Raw genomic sequence first — 21,518 nt, 5'->3', positions numbered from 1 at the left:
GAACCGATCAAAATCTGTCGTTCAACGCGGCGCCATCCTGAGCGCTCCGTCGAGGCGGATCACTTCGCCGTTCAGCATCGGGTTTTCGATAATGTCGCGCACCAGCCGGGCAAATTCCGCCGGCCGTCCGAGCCGCGGCGGAAACGGCACCGATTTGCCCAGCGAAGCACGCACCTCGTCGGAAAACCCGGCCATCATCGGCGTTTCGAAAATGCCGGGCGCGATCGTCATCATGCGGATGCCGTCACGGGCAAGCTCGCGGGCGATCGGCAGCGTCATGCCGGCCACCGCCGCCTTGGAGGCGGAATACGCTGCCTGGCCGATCTGCCCGTCATAGGCGGCAACGGAAGCCGTGGCGACAAGCACGCCGCGCTCGCCCTCCTCGTTCGGCTCGACCCGGGCGATCGCCTGCGCCGCCAGCCGGATCACATTGAACGTGCCGATCGTGTTGATCTCCAGCGCGCGGGCAAAATTTTCGAGCGCATGGACGCCTTCTCTGCCGAGCACCTTTTCCGACGGCGCGATCCCGGCGCAGCAGACGGCGCCCCGGATCGGTCCGTTGGCGGCCTCCGCCTTGGCAACCGCATTTTCGACCGCCTCACCATGGCGGACATCGGTCTTCACGAAGATTGTGCCCTTGCCGAGCTCGTCGGCTCTTGCCCGACCGTTCGTCTCATCGAGGTCGAGCAAAGCCACGCAACCGCCGGCTTCGACAAGCATTTTAGCTGTCGCGAGCCCAAGGCCGGAAGCGGCACCGGTCACCAGAAAATTTCCGCCTTCGATCCGCATCCTGTTCTCCTCAGTTCGCCAGGCCGCGGGCGATAATGATCTTCTGGATGTCGGACGTGCCCTCGTAGATCTGGCAGACGCGGACATCGCGATAGATGCGCTCGACAGGAAAATCGGAAATGTAGCCGTAGCCCCCGAGTGTCTGGATCGCCGCCGAGCAGACCTTCTCCGCCATTTCGGAGGCGAACAGTTTCGCCATGCAGGCCTCGTCCAGGCAGGGCTCGCCGCGATCCTTCAGCCGCGCGGCATGCAGGACCAGTTGCTTAGCCGCCTCGATCTGCGTCTTCGCATCTGCCAGCCGGAAGGCGACCGCCTGGTGGTCGAGCAGCAGCTTCCCGAAGGTCTTGCGCTCCTTGGCATAGGTCAGCGCCACGTCGAACGCCGCCTGCGCCATGCCGACGCACTGCGCGGCGATGCCGATCCGGCCCGCCTCCAGCCCGGACAGCGCGATCTTCAAACCGGCGCCTTCCGCCCCGATCCGCTGGCTTTCCGGAATGCGCAGGTTGTCGAACATCAGCGCCGCGGTATCCGACGCCTTCTGGCCGAGCTTGTCCTCGATCTTGGAAATCGAAAATCCAGGCACATCCGTCGAGGTGACGAAGGCGGAGATGCCGCGTTTTCCGGCGCTTGGATCGGTGACCGCAAAGATGATCACCGTGCCGGCGATCTTGCCGGACGTGATGAACATCTTCGAGCCGTTAACGACATAGTCGCTGCCGTCCCTCATGGCGCGGGTGCGGATTGCCGCCGCGTCCGAACCGGTATCGGCCTCGGTCAACGCGAAGGCGCCGATATGACGGCCTTCGGCGAGCGGCCTGAGAAACCGTTCCTTCTGCTCGTTGGAAGCATGCATATCGAGGAGGGAGCAGACTGGCGAATTGTGGACGCTGACCAGCGTCGAGACCGCGCCGTCACCGGCAGCGATCTCCATCAGCGCACAGGCATAGGCGACATAGGAACAGCCGACGCCGCCCCATTCCTCCGCCGTTCGCATGCCGAGAAACCCGAGCTCACCGAGTTGTTTCAGAACGTCCGGCTCGATCGCGTGCGACTTGTCGCGCGCAGCAGCTCCGGGTTTCAGGACCTCCCGGGAAAACTCCGCGGCAGTCGAGCGGATAAGCTCTTCTTCCTCAGTCAGCATGCACTGATCTCCTCCCCGAAACCGCTTGCATGAGTGCTAAATTAGGACCGAACCGGGTCGGCGACTACTCCTTTGAACTTGTTATTTGTTACCCCGACGCGCAATTTTATTGCGCCTATGCCCCACAATGGAACTCGAAGCCTCTTCGACCGTTTGCCGGTCTCTCTCAACCAGGGGCTGGTCAGCATGCCGGAATTGAATGCCGCCACCGAGTTTCGCGCGTTTCCAAAGACATGGGGAGCCGAATATGTCGCCGCCGGCGAGGTGCGGTTCCGGCTCTGGGCACCCGGCCAGGAGACCGTGGCGCTGAGGCTGAACGGCGAAGATACCGAGATGAGCCGCAGCGACGATGGCTGGTTCGAGCTGCTCGCCACCGGCATCACCCCCGGCGCCGAATATGCCTATGTCCTCGCCGATGGCATGGTCGTGCCCGACCCCGCCTCGCGCGGCCAGAAGGACAGCGTCAACGGCCCGTCGCTGGTGATCGACCCGACCAGCTACACCTGGCGGCATCCGGAATGGCAGGGCCGGCCCTGGGAAGAAACGGTCGTCTACGAAATCCATATCGGCACGTTTACGGAAGAAGGCACGTTCCGCGCCGCGATCGCCAAGCTCCCCCATCTGGCAGACCTCGGCATCACCATGATCGAGGTCATGCCCGTCGCCCATTTCGGCGGGAACCGCGGCTGGGGTTATGACGGCGTGCTCCTCTATGCGCCTCATGCCGCCTACGGCCCGCCTGAGGATTTCAAGGCCTTTATCGATGCCGCCCATGGTCACGGGCTGACGTTGGTTCTCGATATCGTGCTTAACCATTTCGGCCCGGAGGGCAATTATCTGCCGCTTCTGGCACCCGCCTTCTTCCACAAGGAGAACATGACGCCCTGGGGCGCCGCAATCGCCTATGACGTCGAGCCGGTGCGGCGCTACATCACGGAATGCGCGCTCTATTGGCTGGAAGAATTCCATCTCGACGGATTGCGTTTCGATGCCATCGACCAGATCAACGACCTGTCCGACAGACACGTGCTGATCGAGATCGCCGAGCGCATCCGCGCCGAAATCCCCGAACGCGCCATCCACCTGACCACGGAGGACAGCCGCAACGTCACGTTCCTGCATCCCCGCGACGAGGACGCCAAGACGCCCCTCTTCACCGCCGAATGGAACGACGACCTCCACAACGCCGCCCATGTCCTAGCGACCGGCGAGACGCATGCCTATTACAAGGACTTCGCCAAGGCGCCGGAAAAGCTGGTGGCGCGGGTGCTGGCGGAAGGTTTCGCCTATCAGGGCGAAGTCTCGCCGCAGACCGGTAAAAAGCGCGGCGTGTCCAGCCTCGATCAGCCGCCGGTCGCCTTCGTGGATTTCATCCAGAACCACGACCAGGTCGGCAACCGCGCCCAGGGGGAGAGGCTGATCGAGCTTGGCGGTCCCGACAAGGTGAAGGCACTGCTCGCCATGCTGCTTCTCTCGCCGCATATCCCGCTTCTCTTCATGGGTGAGGAATATGGCGAGACCAACCCCTTCCTGTTCTTCACCGATTTCCATGGCGATCTTGCCAAGGCCGTGCGGGACGGACGCCGCAAGGAGTTCGAAGGCCATGCCGGCCACGAGGGCGAAACGGTCCCCGACCCCAATGCCAAAAAGACCTTCGATGCCTGCAGGCTCGATTGGAAGAAGCTGGAATCGGCGGACGGCAAGGACTGGCTGGAGTTTACCAGGACGTTGCTGAAGCTGCGGCGGGAGATCGTGATGCCCCTGCTGGGCTCCGCAGGCGGTCGCTCCGGCAAGGTGGTGAAAACGGACAAGGGTTTCCTTGCCGTATCGTGGACTTTTCCAAAAGGCACGCTCTCGATGGCGCTCAACCTCGGTGAAAAGGTGCAGGCACTGCCGGACATGCCCGGCAGGGTGATCTTTGCGTGGCCAGAACAGGCGAAGGACCTGCCCCCCAACTCCGTACTCGTCCGTTTCGAAGCGGTCGGAGACGCCGCATGATGATCCCGACCGCCACCTACCGCATCCAGTTCCGCAACGGCATGACCTTCGATCGCGCCAGCGAACTGGTGCCCTATCTGAAGCGGCTCGGCATCAGCCACCTCTACGCCTCCCCCATCTTCACCGCCACGACCGGCTCCACCCACGGCTACGACGTGACCGACGCCAATGAGATCGACCCCGCGATCGGCGGCCGCGACGGTTTCGAACGCATGGTGAAGGCGTTGAAGGCCGAGGGTCTCGGCCTGATCCTCGACATCGTCCCGAACCACATGGCCGCGTCGCTTGAAAACCCCTGGTGGCGCGATGTCGTCGAAAACGGCGAGATGAGCCGATATGCCCGCCATCTCGATATCGACTGGACCAGACGTCTCACATTGCCCTTCCTCGGCAACACATTCGAGAAGGTGCTGGAAGCCGGGGAAATTTCCCTCAAAACCGATCCGAAAACCGGCAAACCGGCCTTCGCCTATTACGACACGTCTTATCCGCTGGCCCCGGCGAGTTACGCCGGCCGCGAGACGGAAGTGCTGAAGATCACCGATCGCGCCGCGATTGCCAGACTGCACCGCCAGCAGCCCTACCGGCTGATGTCTTGGCGGGATGCACCGCGCGAACTCTCCTATCGCCGCTTCTTCGAGATTACCGGGCTTGCCGGCGTGCGGGTCGAGGATGGCGCCGTATTTGACGATACCCACCGGCTGATCCTCGAACTCGTCCATGACGGCAAGGTGGACGGCTTGCGCGTCGATCACGTCGACGGCCTCGCCGACCCGAAGGGGTATCTCGACCGCCTTCGACACGAGGCCGGGCCGGATTGCTATATCACCGTCGAAAAGATCCTCGGAGAAGGCGAACAGATCCCGGCAGACTGGCCGATCTCCGGCACGACCGGCTATGAGTTCATCTCAGCCGTCAGCGACGCCCTGGTCGACGGCCGCAAGCTGGACGAACTGCGCAGCGCCTATGAAAGGATGACCGGCCAACCGGTCGACACGGAAGCCGAACTGCGCGCCGCAAAGCTCCTGATGGCCGACAATAATTTCGCCGGCGAGGTCTCAACGCTGCTGAATATCGCCATGCAGATCCAGCCTACGGAGGACCGCGAATCCGCTCTGTCGGAGGCGGCGGTAAAATCGGCGCTTCGGGAACTGCTCGTCGCCTTCCCGGTCTACCGCACCTATGGCACGCGGGAGGGCATTCCGTCCGAGGGCCGGGAGATGCTGGCAAAGGTTCTCGACAAGGTGCGCAACGGCCCGAACCCGCCGGCGGATACGGCGCTCGCCTTCCTCGAACGCATCCTGATCGGCGATGTCGAACAGGCGGCGGCCAGCCAGGCGTCGATCTTCCGCACCCGGTTCCAGCAGCTTACCGGCCCGCTGATGGCGAAATCCGTGGAAGATACACTGTTCTTCCGGCAGCATATGGCGCTGGCGCTCAACGAGGTCGGAGCCGATCCGCTGCCCCGCAGCTTCTCGCTCGATCGCTTCCACGCGGAAATGCAGGTGCGGCTGGAAAGACAGCCCGACGCGCTGTCTGGCACCTCGACCCACGATACCAAGCGCGGCGAGGATGCCCGCGCCCGACTTTATGCGATCACCGAAGCCCCTGATCTGTGGGCCGATGGCGTGGATCGCTGGCGCAGGATCAACAGCCAAGCCGTCCGCGCGCTGGACGACGGCCCCGCTCCGGAACCTGCGGTCGAATGGATGCTCTACCAGGCGCTCGCCGGCGCCTGGCCGGATGATCTCCACACGGAAGACGCGGCAGGCCTCAAGGCGCTGGAGACGCGTTTCCTCGGCTATGTCAAAAAGGCACTGCGCGAGGCGAAGCTGCGCACCAATTGGGGCGATCCCAATGAGACCTACGAGAAGGCGGTCCTGGAGTACGCCCGCACGCTTCTGTCACCTGGCAACCAAGCCTTCCTGACCGACTTTACCGATACCTTGCGCCCCTTCATCCGTGCGGGCCTGGTGAACAGCATCACCCAGACGATCATCAAGCTGACGGCGCCGGGCGTACCCGACATCTATCAGGGCAGCGAAGGCCTCGACCTCAGCCTCGTCGATCCGGACAACCGCCGCGAGCCGGATTTCGACAGGCTGCAGCAACGGTTGACGGAGAAGGAAAAGCTTGCCTCCGCCGAGGAAGACGAATGGCAGACCGGCCGGCTGAAGCAGCACGTCATTGCCACCCTGCTGCGCGTTCGCCAGGAGGCGCCGACCCTGTTCCGGCGGGGGGAATACCTGCCTCTCGGAGCGTCGGGGAAGCGCGCCGACAACGTCATCGCCTTCGCCCGCGCCGACATGGACGACGCCTTCATCGTTATCGCCCCGCGGCTGGTGTTCAGTGCGCTGCATGCGGGCCTTGCTCCGTCCCGGTCGGAACGCTGGGCGGAAACGGAGATAACCCTGCCCGAAAGGCTGGGACACCGCCGCTATCGCGATGTCTGCACCGGCAAGGTCGTCGATCCCAAGGATCGCATCGCCGTCAACTGGGCGTTCGGCGACCACCCCTTCGCGCTTCTGCTGGCGGAATAGTGCCGCTACGTCAAAGAGCCTCACAAGGAAAAGGCGCCGATCCTAAAACGGACGGCGCCTTTTCGATATCCTTCAGCCTTGCTTCTCACCGATCAGCCTATGCCGATGAAGGACAGGACGGCGAGAACGATAACGACGGCCCCAACGAGCCATACGATGCTGTTCATGACTGTCTCCTTTTCAGTTCCCTACAGGTGGAAGCAAGGCTTCCGTTTGATTCCATTCAATAAATCAAGCAAACCCAACGAGATTCAGAACGGCGATGACGATGACGACCGCGCCGACCAACCAAACGATGCTGTTCATGACTTTCTCCTTTTGATGTCGTGAAATTGAACGGCGACAGGCGTAAAAGGTTCCGGTGAAACATGGCTGGAACAAACGCGCCTGGCGTGGGTTGAACGAGCGTCAAGCGGGGCCTTGCCCCGCCAAAAGGGTGGGGCAATATGGCCGACGAAACTTTGAAGAACGACATGACGGGCGGAGAAACAAAACCACCACGCGTCGTCATCGTCGGCGCCGGTTTCGGCGGGCTTGCGACGGCCGGAGCGCTCGGCAACAGCCCCATTGATGTGACCGTCATCGACCGGCGCAACCACAACCTTTTCCAGCCGCTGCTCTATCAGGTCGCGACCGCCGCACTGTCTCCCGCCGACATATCGGAACCGATCCGCCGCACGCTGGGGCGCTTCAGGAACATCAACGTCATGCTGGCTGAAGTCACCGGCGTCGATGCGGCTGCCAGGACCGTGATGCTCGATAACGGCACCTCGGTCCCTTACGACCGCCTCGTCATCGCCACCGGCTCGGACTACAACTATTTCGGCCATGACGACTGGCGCGCCTGGGCGCCGGGCTTGAAGACCATCCACGAAGCAAGGCTGATCCGCCAACGCCTGCTGCTCGCCTTCGAGAAGGCCGAGCTTTCCCATGATCCGGAAGAAAAAAAGGCGCTGCTCACCAGCGTCATCATCGGCGGCGGTCCGACTGGCGTCGAAATGGCCGGCGCGATCGCCGAGCTCGGCCACTTCATGATCACCCGCGATTTCCGCAAGCTCGAGCCGGATCACATGCGGGTCATCCTCATCGAAGCCGGCCCGAAGATCCTTGCGGCCTTCCCCGACAATCTCACCCAATACGCCATGAAAGCCCTCGAAAAAGCGGGCGTCGAGGTGATGACCAATCTAATGGTCGAATCCGTCACCAAGGACGAGGTCGTCGCCGGCTCGCAGCGGATCAGAACCGGCTGCGTCATCTGGGGTGCCGGCGTCAAGGCGTCGCCTTCGGCCAAATGGCTCGGCATCGAGGGCAAGGCGGGCGGCCGTATCCCGGTCGAACCGGACCTCTCCATCACCGGCTTTCCGGATATCTTCGCGCTCGGCGATACGGCGCTGGGTCTTGCGAAGGACGGCAAGCCGCTACCCGCCCTTGCCCAGGTCGCCAAGCAGCAGGGGCAATACCTCGGCGAAGCCCTGCGGGCGAGACTGCTCGACGGCAAGGCGCCGCAGCCGTTCCGGTTCAAGAATCGCGGCAACACCGCCGTCATCGGCCGCAATGCCGCGATCTTCGATTTTGGCAAATGGACGCTCAAAGGTCGGGTCGCCTGGTTCCTCTGGGCGCTCGTCCACGTCTACCTGCTCGTCAATTTTGAAAAACGCCTGCTAGTTAGCGTACAATGGATCTGGCGTTACCTGACCCAGCAGCGCGGAGCGCGGCTGATCGATGAAAACGCCGCCACATCGGTTCCGTCTTCCACGCAAAGGACAGAGACATGAACACCGCCAATCCGCAGCTCGAAGGCCTCTATCTCGCCGTTGCCGCAATCAACCGGCTTTTGGTCGAAAAGGGTGTCGTCTCCCATGCCGACATTCAGAGCGCCCTGCAGGTGGCCGAACGCACCGTGCTTGCCGACGACAAGCCGCTCGCCGTGTCGACGTCCCATCAGAAGGCGATCGCTTTTCCGATCCGCCTCCTGCTTCTGGCAAACGAGGCGAGCGAGCAAGGCACCAAAATCTGTTTCGAGGACCTGGCCCGGGAAGTCGGCCGCCGCACCTGAGAAAATGTACCCGCCAAACATGAACGGCGGCGTGGAGCCCACGCCGCCGCTGTTTTCGTGGGAGGAGAGCTTAACTACAGGATGGGCTTGCCGCCGGTGACGGCGATCGTCGTGCCGGAAACGTAGCTGGAGAGCGGATCGGCGAGCATCACATAGGCCGTCGCCAGCTCGGCCGGCTGGCCGGGACGTTTCATCGGCACCTGCTTGCCGAATTCCTTCACCCGGTCTTCCGGCATGGTGGAGGGGATGAGCGGCGTCCAGATCGGCCCGGGTGCGACCGCATTGGCCCGTATGCCCTTTTCGGCCAGCAGCTGTGCGAGGCCCGCCGTGAAATTCTGGATCGCGCCCTTGGTGGTCGCATAGGCGAGCAGCGTCGGGCTCGGACTATCGGAATTGATCGAGGCCGTGTTGATGATGGCGCTCCCCGGCTTCATGTGGGGGACTGCTGCCTTGGTGAGATAGAACATCGCATGGATGTTGACCTGGAAGGTCAGTTCCCATTCTTCGTCGCTGATGTCGCCGATGTCGGAAAACGTCGCCTGATGAGCGGCGTTGTTGACGAGGATATCGATCCCGCCGAACTCCTGGACCGCCTTGTCGATGATCGCCCGGCAATGCGCTGCGGTCTTGATATCGCCCGGCACCAGCACCGCCTTGCGGCCGGCCTCCTCGACCAGGCGCCTGGTATCCTCGGCATCCTCGTCTTCATCCAGATAGGAAATCAAAAGATCGGCGCCCTCGCGCGCATAGGCGATCGCCACCGCCCGGCCGATGCCGCTGTCGCCGCCTGTGATCACCGCCTTCTTGCCGGCCAGTCGGCCGGAACCGCGGTAGGAAAGCTCGCCGTGATCTGGCACCGGATCCATGCGCCCGGTAAAGCCCGGCATCGGCTGCTGCTGTTCGGGAAACGGCGGAATAGGATACTGGGCCATCAAGATCTTCCTTGTTGTCGAGGTAGCGAACTGATCGCCCCAACTGGCCTCGTCTGGAGATGTTCCCAATCAAAATGAACAATCAAAAAAGGAGAAAACGCGACGCGACCCCACCTTCCGGCTCACGCCCCAGGGGTGATTGCTCCGTCGCCGCGCCGCAGGCGTTTCAACTGATTGACGATCCGAAGCGAGCTTGCGGCCCGCGCCGCCGAGGAATCCGAGCTCTTCGACAGGATCCGCAATATATCCTCCGCCTCGTCTGCGGAAATGGTGCCCCGGGCGGCGAGGCCGTTGATCAGCACGAGCATCGCCCCCTCGACCGCGAGCGATCGTCGGTGCGTTTCCATTTCGACTTCATCGGCATCGGACATTGCAGGCTCCTTGAACTGTCACCTGCCGAATGGTTTGGGGCGAAGATTGTTCCTCACCATCCTGCCCGGTCTTGTCGCAAGCCTCGAAGTCTGTCGGCAGTCAGTGGCCGTTCGGGGCGTCATTCGGCGGTGACGGGCTCTTGTCGACCTTGCCGGGGCCTGCCCTGTAAAAATACTGGCTCGCGACCAACCAGCCCTTCAGCGGCCGCATCGGCGCAAGGCAGGTGATGAGCAGGAAAGGCAGCGAGATCAGCAGATGCACCCAGAATGGCGGCTGGAAACTGGTCTCGATCCAGACCGCAAGCGCAATGCTCGGAATGCAGCCGAAGCACATGACAAAAAAGGCGGGACCGTCTCCGGGATCGGCGAAGGAATAATCGAGGCCGCAAACCTCGCAAGCCGGCCGCATCGACAGGAACCCGTTGAACAGATGTCCCTGGCCGCAACGCGGGCAACGGCCGCGCGGGCCGGTGCTATAGGGAGGAAGCGGCGCCCAATTCGCGTCATGGGACATGGAAATCTGCCTTTCGTGACAGGAGACAAAATGTGTTTTCCGGATATTTATCCGGCAGACCTCTATAACAAGCCGTTCCCTGCCGGGCGCAATCTCGGCTTTTGAGGTTCGGCACGAAACTTCTGTCATCGATCTATGGCAGGCAGCTTCAAAACAATAGTCTGGCGTCGATCGAATCGCTGCCCTTCACCTTAGATGGTATTTCATGGCTTCAGAATTTTCAGGCCTCGGCATCGCCCATCAGGGCCGTTTCACCCGGCTGAAGTGGCATCGCCTGCGCCGCAGCTTCAAGGACCCGCTGTTTTCCGCCGGCGTCATGGCACAAGGTTTTCGCCTGGGCGCATCGAGCGAACTCGATCTGCGCGTCCGCGCCGATGGCGGCTTTGTCGTGCTGCACGACGAGGAGCTCGAAGGTGAAACCACCGGCCACGGCCTCATCCGTGAGGCTTTGCCCGAAACCATCCGCGGCCTGACGCTTTTGCAGGGCGGCCATCCGCCGATCCTCAGCGAGGATCTCGCGACGATGCTTCAAACAGCGCATCCGGACGCCCTGCTGCAGTTCGACATGAAGGACGGACTGGAGGCGATCGGCGCACGCGGCATGGATCACCTCGCCGATCATTTCGGCGGCGCCGGCTCCTCGATCATCGTCAGCGGCGCCGATCTCGATCTTGTCGTCGCCGTCAAGCAGAGACTGCCGGGCCTCAAGCGCGGCATCGACCCGACCGGCAAGCTCATGGAAATCTATCGCCACCAGGGCCTCAAGGCCGTCGAGGCGGATCTTCGCGCCGATATCTCCGGCCCGACCGAGCCGGACACCATCTATCTCGCCTGGCAGCTGGTGTTGCAGGCGGCCAAGGACGGGCTCGACCTGATCGGCCTCTGCCACGATGCCGACCGGCTGGTGGATGCCTGGACCTTCAATCTCAAGAACCCGGACGCCGGGTTCGACGAGGCCGAAGCCCGCAGCTTCTCCGCCCTGATAGCGCTGAAGGCGGATCAGGTCACCACCGACGAACCGGTCGCCACCGAACGTGCCTGGGCGGCCATCTCCGCTTGAAGTTCATCAATCGTCGAACCCGAACGGATCGCGAAACACCCGCCGGTTGACCAGCTTGAGACTGCGGTCCGGCTGGATGATGTAATTTTCCTCGACCCGCTGGCCGAGTTCGTTGCGGAATTCGTGCGGCACGACGCTGCCGATCGGCGCCTTGGTGAGCTTGGTGCGCGGCTGGCCGCCATAGGTGATGCTGCCGGGGATCGGCCGGATGCCCGGACCGATGTCGAGTGCGCCGGTGGTTCCGCCGCCGTCCGTGCTGCAGCCGGCAAGCGCGATCACGAGACCGACGGTGGCGATAATGTTTCTCATGGGCTGATCCTTCCCGATGTCCCGCTGACGCGGTGGACTCACTGAACTTCGCGAATATGCGGGAAGTTCCATGCCATGAACCGAACCGATAAATCCTCTACCCATTGCCAAAATATCCGATACATCTGTCGCCCGCCAGTAACGGAATGAGGAGAATGACTGCCGTGACGAAATCCTTTGGAGCGATGTCGATCGCCGAGCTTTCCGCGCTCATCCAGATGGGCAGGGTCGACCCCGTCGAAGTCACGGAATCGGTCCTCTCAGGTATCAAGGCCTACCCCGACAAGGCCGTGTTCATCTCGCTTCTCGAGGATCGCGCTATGGCTGAAGCGCAAGGCTCCTCGAAGCGCATGAAGGAAGGCCGCTCGCTCGGCCTGCTCGATGGCATCCCGATCGCCTGGAAGGACCTCTTCGACATCGAGGGATTGCCGACCACCGCCGGCTCGAAAGTCCTGAAGAAGGCAGATCCCGCCACAAAGGATGCAGCGATCGTCGACCTGCTGAAACAGGCCGGCATGGTCGCGGTCGGCCGCACCAACATGAGCGAATTCGCCTTTTCCGGCATCGGCATCAATCCGAATTACGGTACGCCGCACAATCCGCATGGCAAGGATGCGCCGCGCATTCCCGGCGGCTCCTCCTCCGGTTCCGGCGTCGCGGTCGCGGCCGGCCTCGTGCCTGTCGCGATGGGCACAGATACGGGCGGCTCGATCCGCATTCCGGCCGGTTTCAACGGCATCGTCGGTTACAAGGCGACCCGCGGCCGTTATGCGATGAACGGCGTCTATCCGCTGGCAACCAGCCTCGATTCGCTCGGCCCGCTTTGCCGCACGGTGCAGGATGCGGTCTGGATCGATGCGGCCATGCGCGGGCTCGCAGTTCCGCAGACGGCCCGCCACCCGGCGCGGCCGCTCGATATCGTCATCCCCACCAATATCGTCTTTGATGGCGCCGAGCCGGGCGTGGTGGCCGCCTTCGAAGCGGCGATCGAGCGGCTGGCAAAGGCCGGAGCCAGGATCACCCGCCTCGCCTTCCCGACCTTCGACGAACTCCCGAAGCTGATGGCGAAATACGGTCCAATGGTGACCGCCGAAGCCTTTGCCATGCATCGGGAAAAGCTGTCGGGGCCGGATGCCGCGGAGATGGACCACCGTGTCGTCGCCCGCACCCGCCTCGGCGAAAAGACCAGCCTGTCCGACTATATTGCCATCGTTGAAAACCGCGCCCGGATGATTGCCGAAACCGAGGCACTGATCGGCAACCGCTTCGTCGCCATGCCATCGGTCGCCCATGTAGCCCCGCCGATCGCCCCGCTCGAAAAGGACGACGAGCTGTTCTTCGCCACCAACGGCAAGACGCTGCGCAATACCGGCTTCGGCAATTTTCTCGACTGGTGCGGCGTCTCGATCCCCTGCGGCACCGGCGATGCGGGCATGCCGATCGGCTTCCTCTTGTCCGCCAACGCCAATTGCGATGAGACACTGCTGCAGGCCGCGATGGCCCATGAGGAAATCATCCGAGGGTAGGAACGGCGGAGCCGGATCGGCTCCAACAGACATCGCCGTCTCGGCAAAGCCGGCAAAACGTGCAAGGCGCGCCGCATGGAAGAGTTGCCTCCCTGCGCAGCTAACTAAGGAACCGTTTCCCCGTAACCGGGATCACGGCAGTTGCCTTTTGCTTGTTCCAATATCCTCGAGAGCCTAGCCTCTCCCTTGGATTTTGAGGAAAGCAGCGCACCATGCAACTCGATTTGAACGGCAAGACGGCATTGATCACGGGCGGCTCCAAAGGCATCGGCCTCGCCTGCGCCCAATCTCTCCTGTCCGAAGGCGTGCGCGTCGTCATCTGTTCGCGTTCCCAGGCGAATATCGACGCGGCTCTGGCAAAATTGCCCGGCGCGATCGGCTTTGCGGCGGATCTGATATCGGAAAACGAGGCGCTGTCGCTCGTCGACAAGATCGAAGCCGACGTGGGAGCGCTGGACATTCTCGTCAACTGCGCGGGAGCAGCAAGACGCACGCCGCCCCAGGACCTCAGCCCGGCTCACTGGCGTGCCGCGATGGACGCCAAATATTTCTCCTACATCAATGTCATCGATCCGGTGGTCAAACGGATGGCGGCCCGGCGGACGGGTGTGATCGTCAATGTCATCGGCGGCGGCGGCAAGGTCGCTTCGCCGATCCACCTTCCGGGCGGGGCCGCCAACGCGGCGCTGATGCTGGCGACCGTCGGCCTTGCAAACGCCTACGCCGCCAGCGGGTTGCGCATCGTCGGCATCAATCCCGGCAATACCGAAACGGAGCGGGTAACCGAGGGCCTTCGGGCAGAGGCGGCACTCCACGGCATCAGCGAGCAAGCGGCGCTCGAAAAACTGGTTCAGCGCATCCCTCTCGGCCGCATGGCAACGCCTGACGAGATCGCCAACGTCGTCACCTTCCTGAGTTCGGCGAAGGCAAGCTACGTCACCGGTGTCGTGATCGGCATGGACGGCGCCCTCAACCCGATCGTCGTCTGACGGAACCTCTCGGACCCCGGCCGGTGTGCGCCGCGATGCCTTCCACTCACTTCCCTATTTCAGACATTAGAGATGCAGGTCGATAAGATGAGCAATTCCGAGTTCCTCTGGTATATCCCGAACGATGTCAAAGCCGGCCATCGCGGCGATTCCTCCGCCGAGAACCACAACAGCCTGGAGACGCTGACCAGCCACGCCAAGGCGCTGGAGGAGCACGGCTGGAAGGGCGCTCTCGTCGGCACCGGCTGGGGCCGGCCGGATACGTTCACCATCGCAACCGCTCTTGCCGCCTGCACCACCACCTTCGAGCCGCTGATCGCCATCCGCCCGGGTTATTGGCGGCCGGCGAACTTCGCCTCCGCCGCGGCGACGCTCGACCACCTGAGCGGCGGCCGGGTGCGGGTCAACATCGTCTCGGGCCAGGATAACCTCGCCGCCTATGGAGACAGCGAGGGCGATCAGGCGCATCGTTATGCCCGTACCAGGGAATTCATGCGGCTGGTCCGCCGGCTGTGGACCGAGGAGAACGTCACGTTCAAAGGCGAGCATTTCCAGGTCACCGGTTCCACGATCGAGCCTCGCCTCCAACCCCGCGGCGACCGCAAGCACCCGAAGCTCTATTTCGGCGGCGCTTCCGAAGCCGCCGAACGGGTGGCCGCGACGGAAGCCGATATCCAGCTTTTCTGGGGCGAACCGCTCGACGGCGTGCGGGAAAGGATCGAACGGCTAAAGGCGCTGAGCAGGCAGCTCGACCGCGACCTTCCTCCGCTTCAATTCGGGCTTCGGATCACCACCCTTGTCCGCGACACGACCGAACAGGCATGGGCCGATGCCGAGGCGAAGGTCGCCGAGATGGCCAAGGGCAAGGCCGGTAACTGGAACGACCACGGAAAGCCGCTCGCCGTCGGCCAGCGCCGGCTGCTCGAACTGCACGAGCGCGGCGACGTCCTCGACGACAACCTTTACACGGCGCCTGGAAAATTCGGCGGCGGTGGTGCCGGCACCACCTGGCTCGTCGGCTCAGCGGAAGACGTCGCCCGTTCGCTGCGCAAATACGAAAATCTTGGCATCACCCATTTCGTGCTCTCCGACACGCCTTATCTCCAGGAGATCAAGCGGCAGGGCGACCAGCTGCTTCCGCTTTTGCGCGGTTGAGGCGGAACAGCGATCGACCGCGAGAAGCAGCCGGCCTCTTCTCAGGCGTCCAGCCGCTTGCCCGTCTCAGGATCGAAGATATGGACATGCCCGATGTCGATCCCGATCGACAGCGCCTCGCCGGGCGCTTTCATGATGCGCTCGCGAAAAACACCAATTACCTCATGGCCACCGAGCCGCATCACCACCTGGGTTTCGGAGCCGGTCGGCTCGACGGTGACGATCTCGGCGTTCAGGCCGTTCGGATCGAGCCGGAGATGCTCCGGCCGGACCCCGAGATGGATCGACCGATTGCCGAACGGCGCCAGATTGGCGGCGGGAATTGTCGTTCCGTCGGCCAGGGCGAAGCTGCCGTTTTCCAGCCTGCCGGTGAGGATGTTCATGCTCGGCGACCCGATGAAGCCGGCAACGAACAGGTTGGCCGGCCGGTCGTAGAGGTCGAGCGGCGAGCCGACCTGCTCGATGACGCCGCCGTTCATGACGACGATGCGGTCGGCCATGGTCATCGCCTCGATTTGGTCGTGGGTGACATAGACCGTCGTCGTCTTCAGGCGGTGATGGTTCTGCTTGATCTCGGAGCGCATCTGCACGCGCAACTTGGCATCAAGATTGGAAAGCGGCTCGTCAAACAGGAAGACCTTCGGCTTGCGCACCATCGCCCGCCCCATGGCGACGCGCTGGCGCTGGCCGCCCGATAGGTGGCGCGGATAGCGTTTCAGATAGGGTTCAAGCCCCAATATCCGGGCGGCCTCCGCAACGCGAGCCGAAATCTCCTGCTTCGGCGCCCCGGCAAGTCGCAGCGAAAAGCCCATATTGGCTTCAACGGTCATGTGCGGATAGAGCGCATAGGACTGGAACACCATGGCGATGTCGCGCTCCTTCGGAGCGAGCGAATTCACCACCTTGCCGTCGATGGCGATCTCGCCGCCGCTGATGGCTTCCAGGCCTGCGATCATCCGCAGCAGGGTGGACTTGCCGCAGCCGGACGGTCCGACCAGCACCACGAACTCGCCATTGGCGATATCGACCGAAACGCCGTGCAGGACTTCGAGCGCGCCATAACTCTTGCGCACCTGTCTGATGGTCACCGAACCCAAGGGTCAACTCCATTCATGATGTCAATCATCCCAGCCGGGCGATTTTTCGGGATTGATGCGGCGATAGCCGCGATCGAGCCTGCGGATCTCCGCCATGTCGGCCTCGCCCAATGAGACGTCGAGGGCGGCGAAATTGGCGCGAAGATTGGCCTCGCTGCCCGAGGCCGGAATGACGATATGCCCCTCGCCGATCAGGAAGGCGAGCGCCACGGCCGCGACCGTCGTCCCATATTTTTCGGCGATCCGCCTGAGAACCGGATCGCTGGCGATCTCGCCCTTGGCGAGCGGCTGATAGGCCGTCAGCCGCAGGCCGATCTTGCGCGCATGGGCGACGAGCTTCGGTGACTGCAGATAGGGATGGATCTCGACCTGATTGGTGGCGAGCGCGTCCTTGCCGAGCAACGCGCGGGCCTTTTCGAGAAGCGCGATCGGGTAGTTGGAAACGCCGATCAGGCGCGCATAACCTTGTCGCTGCGCCTCGACGAGCGCCGTCATGTAATCCTCGAACGGCACGGCGTCCCCGTGGGAAGGCCAGTGGATCAGCAGCAGGTCGACCTGATCGACGCCGATCGTATCGAGGCTCCGGCGGACCGACGGCATGAACTGCGCCTTGTCGAGATGGGTATCGGCCACCTTGGTGGTGATGAAGAAATCGCCGCGCGGCACGCCGGAGCGGCGCACCGCCTCGCCGACCGGCTGCTCGGTATCATAGCTCTGCGCGGTATCGAGATGGCGGTAGCCGATTTCGATGGCCTTCCGTAGGGCCGCGACGCCCTCGCTGCCGGTTCTGCCATAGGTGCCGAGGCCCAATCTGGGGATGGTCTTGTCGCTCATGATTATCCTTTCGTGGCGCCGGCGGTGAGGCCGCCGACAAACAGGCGCTGCATCGAGAAGAACAGAAGCGCGATCGGCAGCGTCATGACGACCGAGGCGGCCATGACCGCACCCCAGTCGGTGTTGAACTCGGTGGAGAACTCCGCAAGGCCGATCGGCAGGGTCTTCACCGAGGAGTCGGTTGCAAAGCACAGTGCGAAGACGAATTCGTTCCAGGTGGTGACGAAGGCATAGACGACGACCGCGACGATGCCGGGCGTCGACAGCGGCAGCGTGATGCGGAAGAGGATGCCGAGTCGCGACGACCCGTCGATGATCGCCGCCTCTTCCAGTTCCACCGGGATCGCCTTGAAGTAGGAGGTCAGCATCCAGACGGAGAGTGGCAGGGTGATGATCATGTAGACGAGGATCAGGCCCCAATAGGTGTTGACGAGCCCGAGCACCCGCAGCGTGATGAACAGCGGCACGATGATCGCCGCCGTCGGCAGCAGCTGGCCGATCAGCACGAAGCTCTGCAGCAGCGGTTTTCCGCGGAAGTCGAAACGCGCGAAGCCGTAGGACGCAAAGATCGCCAGGATCAGTGCGAGGAACGTCGAGCCCACGGAAATGATGACGCTGTTGAGGAAATAGCGTGGAATATTGCTCTCGAAGAGAACCTTGTAATAGTTGCCGAGCGTCGGCGTCTCCGGCCACCAGATCGGTGGAACGGTGTAAAGCTCCGGCAGCGTCTTGATCGACGAGACGGCCATCCACATGAACGGGAACAGGCAGATCAGGACGACCACCACGGCGCCGACAATGGTGATCGGCAGCGGCAGGCCGGTTCTCCTGAGGGTGCTGGGATCGCTCATTTGGCCTCTCCCGGCGCCGAAGCGAGCGCCCTGATGTAGATGATGACGATGACCAGCGCGACGGCGAAGAAGATCACCGAAAGTGCGGCCGCCTGGTTGAACTGCGTGCTTTCGAACGCCAGGCGGAAAATCTGGATCGGCGTGATCAGCGTCCGGTTGGCGGGGCCGCCGCGGGTGATCGCATAGATGATGGTGATCGAGTTGAGGCCCCAGATCACCAGCAGGAGGGTGACCGCGACGATGACCGACCGCACCTGCGGGATCATGATGAAGCGGACTTCCTGCCAGAAATTGGCGCCGTCGACGCGCGCCGCTTCATAGAGGTCGTTGGGGATCGACTGCAGTCCTGCAAGCACCATGATCGCAACGAACGGAAAGAGTTTCCAGACATTGATGGCGATCAGCACCGGCATCACGGTATTGCCGTTGGTCAGCCAACCGATCGGCTCCGGAATGATGCCGGAACCGGTCATCATGTAGTTGATGATGCCGAATTCCGTATGGAACATCCACGCCCAGGTGGTGGCGGCGACGATGCCCGGCACGACCCAGGGAATGAGCGTGATCGAGCGCACGATGCCGCGCCCGAAAAAGCTCTGGTTGAGCAGGATGGCGGTCGCGGTTCCGAGGATGACCTGGAAGACGATCGAGCCGCCAACGAACCAGATGGTGTTCCAGAATGCCTGCGGCGTCGCGCGGGCCGAAAGCACAGCCTTGAAATTGGTGAGGCCGACGAACGCGCCCTGCCGGTCGGTCACGCTGAGCAGCCCGGTATAGGCAACGGGATAGGCGATCAGCATCGCCAGCACGATCAGCGCCGGCAATACGAAAACGAGGCCCGTCGAATTGCGGTCCATCAGCAGGTTCCCTCGAACGACATCAGGTGGCATACGTGCTCCGGGAAACGCGTGTCCCCCGGAGCGATCCGGCTGTCCGGAATTATTGGTCGAGCAGGGCCTGGATGTCCTTGGCCGCTCCATCCATCGCCGTCTGCACGTCTTCGTCACCGAGAAGGATGCGCTGGATGCCTTCGAAATAGGCCTGGGTGATCTGCACCCAGTTCTTGTTGTTAGGCACGGCACGCCCATAGGGCAGCATTTCCTTGAACACCGTCAGGATCGGATCGCTGAAGCGCGGCAGCGACATGGCCGATTTGCGGGCCGGGAACGTATCCGTCAGCGCGCCCTGGTTCGGCGCTTCGGCAAGGAAGGCGACGAACTTCTTGGCTTCGGTCGGGTTCTTGGCCGAGGATGGGATGACGAAACTCCAGCCGCCGAGGAGTGCCGCAGTCGGCTTGCCGGCCGGATGCGGGATCGGCATCACGCCGATATCGATCTTCGGGTTTTCCTTCTTGATCGAAGCGACGTCGAACTGGCCGGACTGGTAGGCCGCGACCGTCTCGGCGATGAAAAGCCGCCGGTTTGCGGTGCCATCGTTTTCGAGCGTCGAGGCCGGCGACTGCTTGTTCTTGTAGAAGTCGGTATAGAACTTGACCGCCGCCACGGCCGCCGGCTGGTTGACCACCGCCTTCTTGGCGTCCGCCGAGATGATGTCGCCGCCGTTCATCCAGATGAAGGGAAGCGACCGGAATATCGTATTGCCGACTTCACCGCCGCCGGTGATGGCGAAACCGGAGACCTTGCCCTTCGACAGCGTCTTTGCTGCAGCGACCAGTTCGTCCCAGGTCTGCGGCGGCTTGGCCGGATCGAGGCCGGCATCCTTGAATGCGCCCTTGTTGTAGATGACCGCATGGGTCTCGATGCGGTAGGGAATGGCCCAGAGCTTGCTGTTCCAGGTGCAATAGTCGAGCGAGGCGGGAATATAGTCCTCGCGGTCCTTCAACACGTCATCCACCGCAACGACCAGGCCGTTCTGGGCATAACCGTTCACCCAGGCGTGCTGCACATCGATGATGTCCGGTGCGGCACCGGACTGCAGGGCGGTCAGCACGCGCTGCGGCAGCCCGTCGGTCGTGGTGATCTCGAGCTTGATCTTGATGCCCTGGTTGGCCTGCTCGAACTTGGTGGCGAGTTCGCGGGCACGCGCCTCGTTGAAATTGGGCGTCCACCAGACGACCTCGCCGGCCAGCGCCGCGCCGCTCGTCAGCATCGTCATTGCCGTGGCCATCACGGCCAACGTCTTGAATTTCATCATCATCTCCTCCTCCGCGCGGCTCCATGCCGCCCTTTTCCCTACCGGCCTCCACCGGATTGGTTCACCGCGATGCTGCGGCCTGCCTTCCTCTTCCGAAATACGCGACATCCTGCGAACGCGCCGGTCCCAGCGCATCGGCATTCATCGTCAGGGCCTTCATGAAGCCGATCGTATAGGCGTTGCCGGCGTGCCACGGGGCCGGGCAATCGAGATCCGGCACATGATCGGGAACCATCACCCCATCAAAGCCCTCGTCCCGCAGGACGCGAACGATTTCCGCCATCTCGACATCGCCATCATCGACGAAGGTCTCGACATAATGGGGGACCTTGCCGCGGACGTTGCGGAAATGAACGTAGGCAATCGCGCCCAGCCGCGCGAAATGGCGGGTCGTTTCGTAGACGTCGCCGTCGGCCATTTCCTGCAGCGAGCCTATGCAGAACTCCATGGCATTGGCCGGACTGGGCGCGATATCCAGCAGCCGCTGGTATTTCGCGTGGGCGTTAACGAGACGAGCACTACCGCGCAGGCGTTCCACCGGCGGATCGTCGGGATGGGCCGCCAGCCGGACATTCGCCTTTTCCGCCACCGGCACGAGTTCCTTGAGGAACCATTCGAGGCGCGACCAGAGATCCCGCTCGCTGACGCTGATCGGCGCAGCCCCTGCGACGGGATGGCGGTACCGCATGTTCCAGAGCATCCCGTCCGGGATCGGCGCGTCCGTATCGAATTCGTCGCCGAAGAACACCGCTGTCATCGCCCCGCCACGGGCGACGCGCTTGCGCTGCCAGCCCCAGACACCGGCGATCGAAAAATTGTAGCCGAGGACCGGGATGCCCGCTCTTCCGGCGTCGCGGACGAGCTGCTTCAGCCCATCCATCTGTTCGTGTTTCTTCGGCCCGTCGAGCAGGATGTCCGACCAGAAATTGGGCGACAGGTTTTCCAACGCCGCAACCTTGAGCCCGTGCCTTGCGAGCATCGCGACCGTGTCGGCCATGTGGTCGTAGGTCCACAGCGGCATGTCGATGCATTCGCCGTTGATGGGGCCGACACCGCCGTTGCGATAGCCGCTGTTGTCGGCATTGCGGGCATATTGGGTCAGGTGGATGACAACGTCGCCGACACCGAGCTGGCTCGCATAACGCGCGCCATCCTCCGACAGATGATCGCCGAACAGGGTCAGACCTACCCGCACGTTACCC

At 62.9% G+C, this 21,518-nt stretch carries 21 protein-coding genes; 9 read left to right on the top strand and 12 right to left on the bottom strand.

What is annotated here, in order from left to right:
• Nucleotides 1-21 precede the first annotated feature (21 nt).
• Nucleotides 22-789: an SDR family NAD(P)-dependent oxidoreductase gene (locus C5J26_RS01915; protein ID WP_105400285.1), complete on the bottom strand. Its 768-nt coding sequence runs from the start codon at nucleotides 787-789 to the stop codon at nucleotides 22-24.
• Nucleotides 790-799: 10 nt separating this feature from the next.
• Nucleotides 800-1,930, bottom strand: coding sequence for an acyl-CoA dehydrogenase family protein (locus tag C5J26_RS01910; RefSeq protein WP_105400284.1), 1,131 nt, complete (start codon nucleotides 1,928-1,930; stop codon nucleotides 800-802).
• Between the two features lie 186 nt (nucleotides 1,931-2,116).
• Here C5J26_RS01910 and treZ point away from each other — a divergent pair, with 186 nt between their 5' ends.
• The 5 genes from treZ (at nucleotide 2,117) to C5J26_RS01890 (ending at nucleotide 8,524) form a co-directional block, all read left to right on the top strand.
• Nucleotides 2,117-3,928 (top strand): malto-oligosyltrehalose trehalohydrolase, encoded by a 1,812-nt coding sequence (gene treZ / locus C5J26_RS01905; RefSeq protein WP_245441035.1) that lies wholly within the window; start codon nucleotides 2,117-2,119, stop codon nucleotides 3,926-3,928.
• Nucleotides 3,925-6,468: a malto-oligosyltrehalose synthase gene (gene treY / locus C5J26_RS01900; RefSeq protein WP_105400282.1), complete on the top strand. Its 2,544-nt coding sequence runs from the start codon at nucleotides 3,925-3,927 to the stop codon at nucleotides 6,466-6,468. The genes treZ and treY overlap by 4 nt, the downstream gene beginning before the upstream one ends.
• Nucleotides 6,469-6,624: 156 nt before the next feature.
• Entirely contained in the window at nucleotides 6,625-6,798 is a 174-nt protein-coding gene (locus tag C5J26_RS32495; protein WP_172724267.1) for a hypothetical protein, read from the top strand.
• A 116-nt stretch (nucleotides 6,799-6,914) separates the two neighbouring features.
• Nucleotides 6,915-8,243, top strand: coding sequence for an NAD(P)/FAD-dependent oxidoreductase (locus C5J26_RS01895; protein WP_245441033.1), 1,329 nt, complete (start codon nucleotides 6,915-6,917; stop codon nucleotides 8,241-8,243).
• Nucleotides 8,240-8,524 (top strand): hypothetical protein, encoded by a 285-nt coding sequence (locus C5J26_RS01890; protein WP_046635001.1) that lies wholly within the window; start codon nucleotides 8,240-8,242, stop codon nucleotides 8,522-8,524. The genes C5J26_RS01895 and C5J26_RS01890 overlap by 4 nt, the downstream gene beginning before the upstream one ends.
• Before the next feature lie 74 nt (nucleotides 8,525-8,598).
• Here the strand turns inward: C5J26_RS01890 and C5J26_RS01885 are convergent, their stop codons facing one another.
• The 3 genes from C5J26_RS01885 to C5J26_RS01875 form a co-directional block, all read right to left on the bottom strand.
• Nucleotides 8,599-9,456 (bottom strand): SDR family oxidoreductase, encoded by an 858-nt coding sequence (locus C5J26_RS01885; RefSeq protein WP_105400281.1) that lies wholly within the window; start codon nucleotides 9,454-9,456, stop codon nucleotides 8,599-8,601.
• Between the two features lie 122 nt (nucleotides 9,457-9,578).
• The gene (locus tag C5J26_RS01880; RefSeq protein ID WP_105400280.1) at nucleotides 9,579-9,827 is read right to left on the bottom strand and encodes a hypothetical protein; all 249 of its coding nucleotides are present in this window, start codon (nucleotides 9,825-9,827) and stop codon (nucleotides 9,579-9,581) included.
• A 100-nt stretch (nucleotides 9,828-9,927) separates the two neighbouring features.
• Entirely contained in the window at nucleotides 9,928-10,341 is a 414-nt protein-coding gene (locus C5J26_RS01875; RefSeq protein WP_105400279.1) for a DUF983 domain-containing protein, read from the bottom strand.
• Nucleotides 10,342-10,546: 205 nt separating this feature from the next.
• Here C5J26_RS01875 and C5J26_RS01870 point away from each other — a divergent pair, with 205 nt between their 5' ends.
• Nucleotides 10,547-11,401, top strand: coding sequence for a glycerophosphodiester phosphodiesterase family protein (locus tag C5J26_RS01870; RefSeq protein WP_105400278.1), 855 nt, complete (start codon nucleotides 10,547-10,549; stop codon nucleotides 11,399-11,401).
• Nucleotides 11,402-11,407: 6 nt separating this feature from the next.
• Here the strand turns inward: C5J26_RS01870 and C5J26_RS01865 are convergent, their stop codons facing one another.
• Complete coding sequence (locus C5J26_RS01865; RefSeq protein WP_105400277.1) at nucleotides 11,408-11,710, bottom strand: hypothetical protein; 303 nt, start codon at nucleotides 11,708-11,710, stop codon at nucleotides 11,408-11,410.
• A 164-nt stretch (nucleotides 11,711-11,874) separates the two neighbouring features.
• Between C5J26_RS01865 and C5J26_RS01860 the strand changes: the two genes are divergently transcribed.
• The 3 genes from C5J26_RS01860 (at nucleotide 11,875) to C5J26_RS01850 (ending at nucleotide 15,380) form a co-directional block, all read left to right on the top strand.
• Entirely contained in the window at nucleotides 11,875-13,236 is a 1,362-nt protein-coding gene (locus tag C5J26_RS01860; protein ID WP_105400894.1) for an amidase, read from the top strand.
• Nucleotides 13,237-13,448: 212 nt separating this feature from the next.
• Nucleotides 13,449-14,225, top strand: coding sequence for an SDR family NAD(P)-dependent oxidoreductase (locus tag C5J26_RS01855; RefSeq protein ID WP_105400276.1), 777 nt, complete (start codon nucleotides 13,449-13,451; stop codon nucleotides 14,223-14,225).
• 87 nt (nucleotides 14,226-14,312) lie between these two features.
• Nucleotides 14,313-15,380 carry an LLM class flavin-dependent oxidoreductase gene (locus C5J26_RS01850; RefSeq protein ID WP_105400893.1) on the top strand — a complete coding sequence of 356 codons (1,068 nt, stop codon included), beginning with the start codon at nucleotides 14,313-14,315 and terminating at the stop codon, nucleotides 15,378-15,380.
• A 41-nt stretch (nucleotides 15,381-15,421) separates the two neighbouring features.
• On the opposite strand, the gene C5J26_RS01845 is transcribed toward C5J26_RS01850, so the two are convergent.
• The 6 genes from C5J26_RS01845 to C5J26_RS01820 form a co-directional block, all read right to left on the bottom strand.
• Nucleotides 15,422-16,477 carry an ABC transporter ATP-binding protein gene (locus C5J26_RS01845; protein WP_105400275.1) on the bottom strand — a complete coding sequence of 352 codons (1,056 nt, stop codon included), beginning with the start codon at nucleotides 16,475-16,477 and terminating at the stop codon, nucleotides 15,422-15,424.
• Nucleotides 16,478-16,498: 21 nt separating this feature from the next.
• Complete coding sequence (locus C5J26_RS01840) at nucleotides 16,499-17,311, bottom strand: aldo/keto reductase (RefSeq protein ID WP_105400274.1); 813 nt, start codon at nucleotides 17,309-17,311, stop codon at nucleotides 16,499-16,501.
• A gap of 2 nt (nucleotides 17,312-17,313) precedes the next feature.
• Nucleotides 17,314-18,162, bottom strand: a complete 849-nt coding sequence (locus tag C5J26_RS01835; RefSeq protein WP_105400273.1) for a carbohydrate ABC transporter permease — start codon at nucleotides 18,160-18,162, stop codon at nucleotides 17,314-17,316.
• Entirely contained in the window at nucleotides 18,159-19,019 is an 861-nt protein-coding gene (locus tag C5J26_RS01830) for a carbohydrate ABC transporter permease (protein WP_105400272.1), read from the bottom strand. Before C5J26_RS01830 ends, C5J26_RS01835 begins: the two co-directional genes overlap by 4 nt.
• 82 nt (nucleotides 19,020-19,101) lie before the next feature.
• Complete coding sequence (locus tag C5J26_RS01825) at nucleotides 19,102-20,319, bottom strand: sugar ABC transporter substrate-binding protein (protein ID WP_245441031.1); 1,218 nt, start codon at nucleotides 20,317-20,319, stop codon at nucleotides 19,102-19,104.
• Between the two features lie 58 nt (nucleotides 20,320-20,377).
• Nucleotides 20,378-21,511 (bottom strand): mannonate dehydratase, encoded by a 1,134-nt coding sequence (locus C5J26_RS01820; RefSeq protein ID WP_105400271.1) that lies wholly within the window; start codon nucleotides 21,509-21,511, stop codon nucleotides 20,378-20,380.
• Nucleotides 21,512-21,518 lie beyond the last annotated feature (7 nt).

Source organism: Neorhizobium sp. T7_12 (assembly GCF_002968535.1).
GTDB classification, from domain to species: Bacteria; Pseudomonadota; Alphaproteobacteria; order Rhizobiales; family Rhizobiaceae; genus Neorhizobium; species Neorhizobium tomejilense.
The sequence above is the reverse complement of the archived record's forward strand: the minus strand, read 5'-3'. Positions and strand labels throughout refer to the sequence as shown.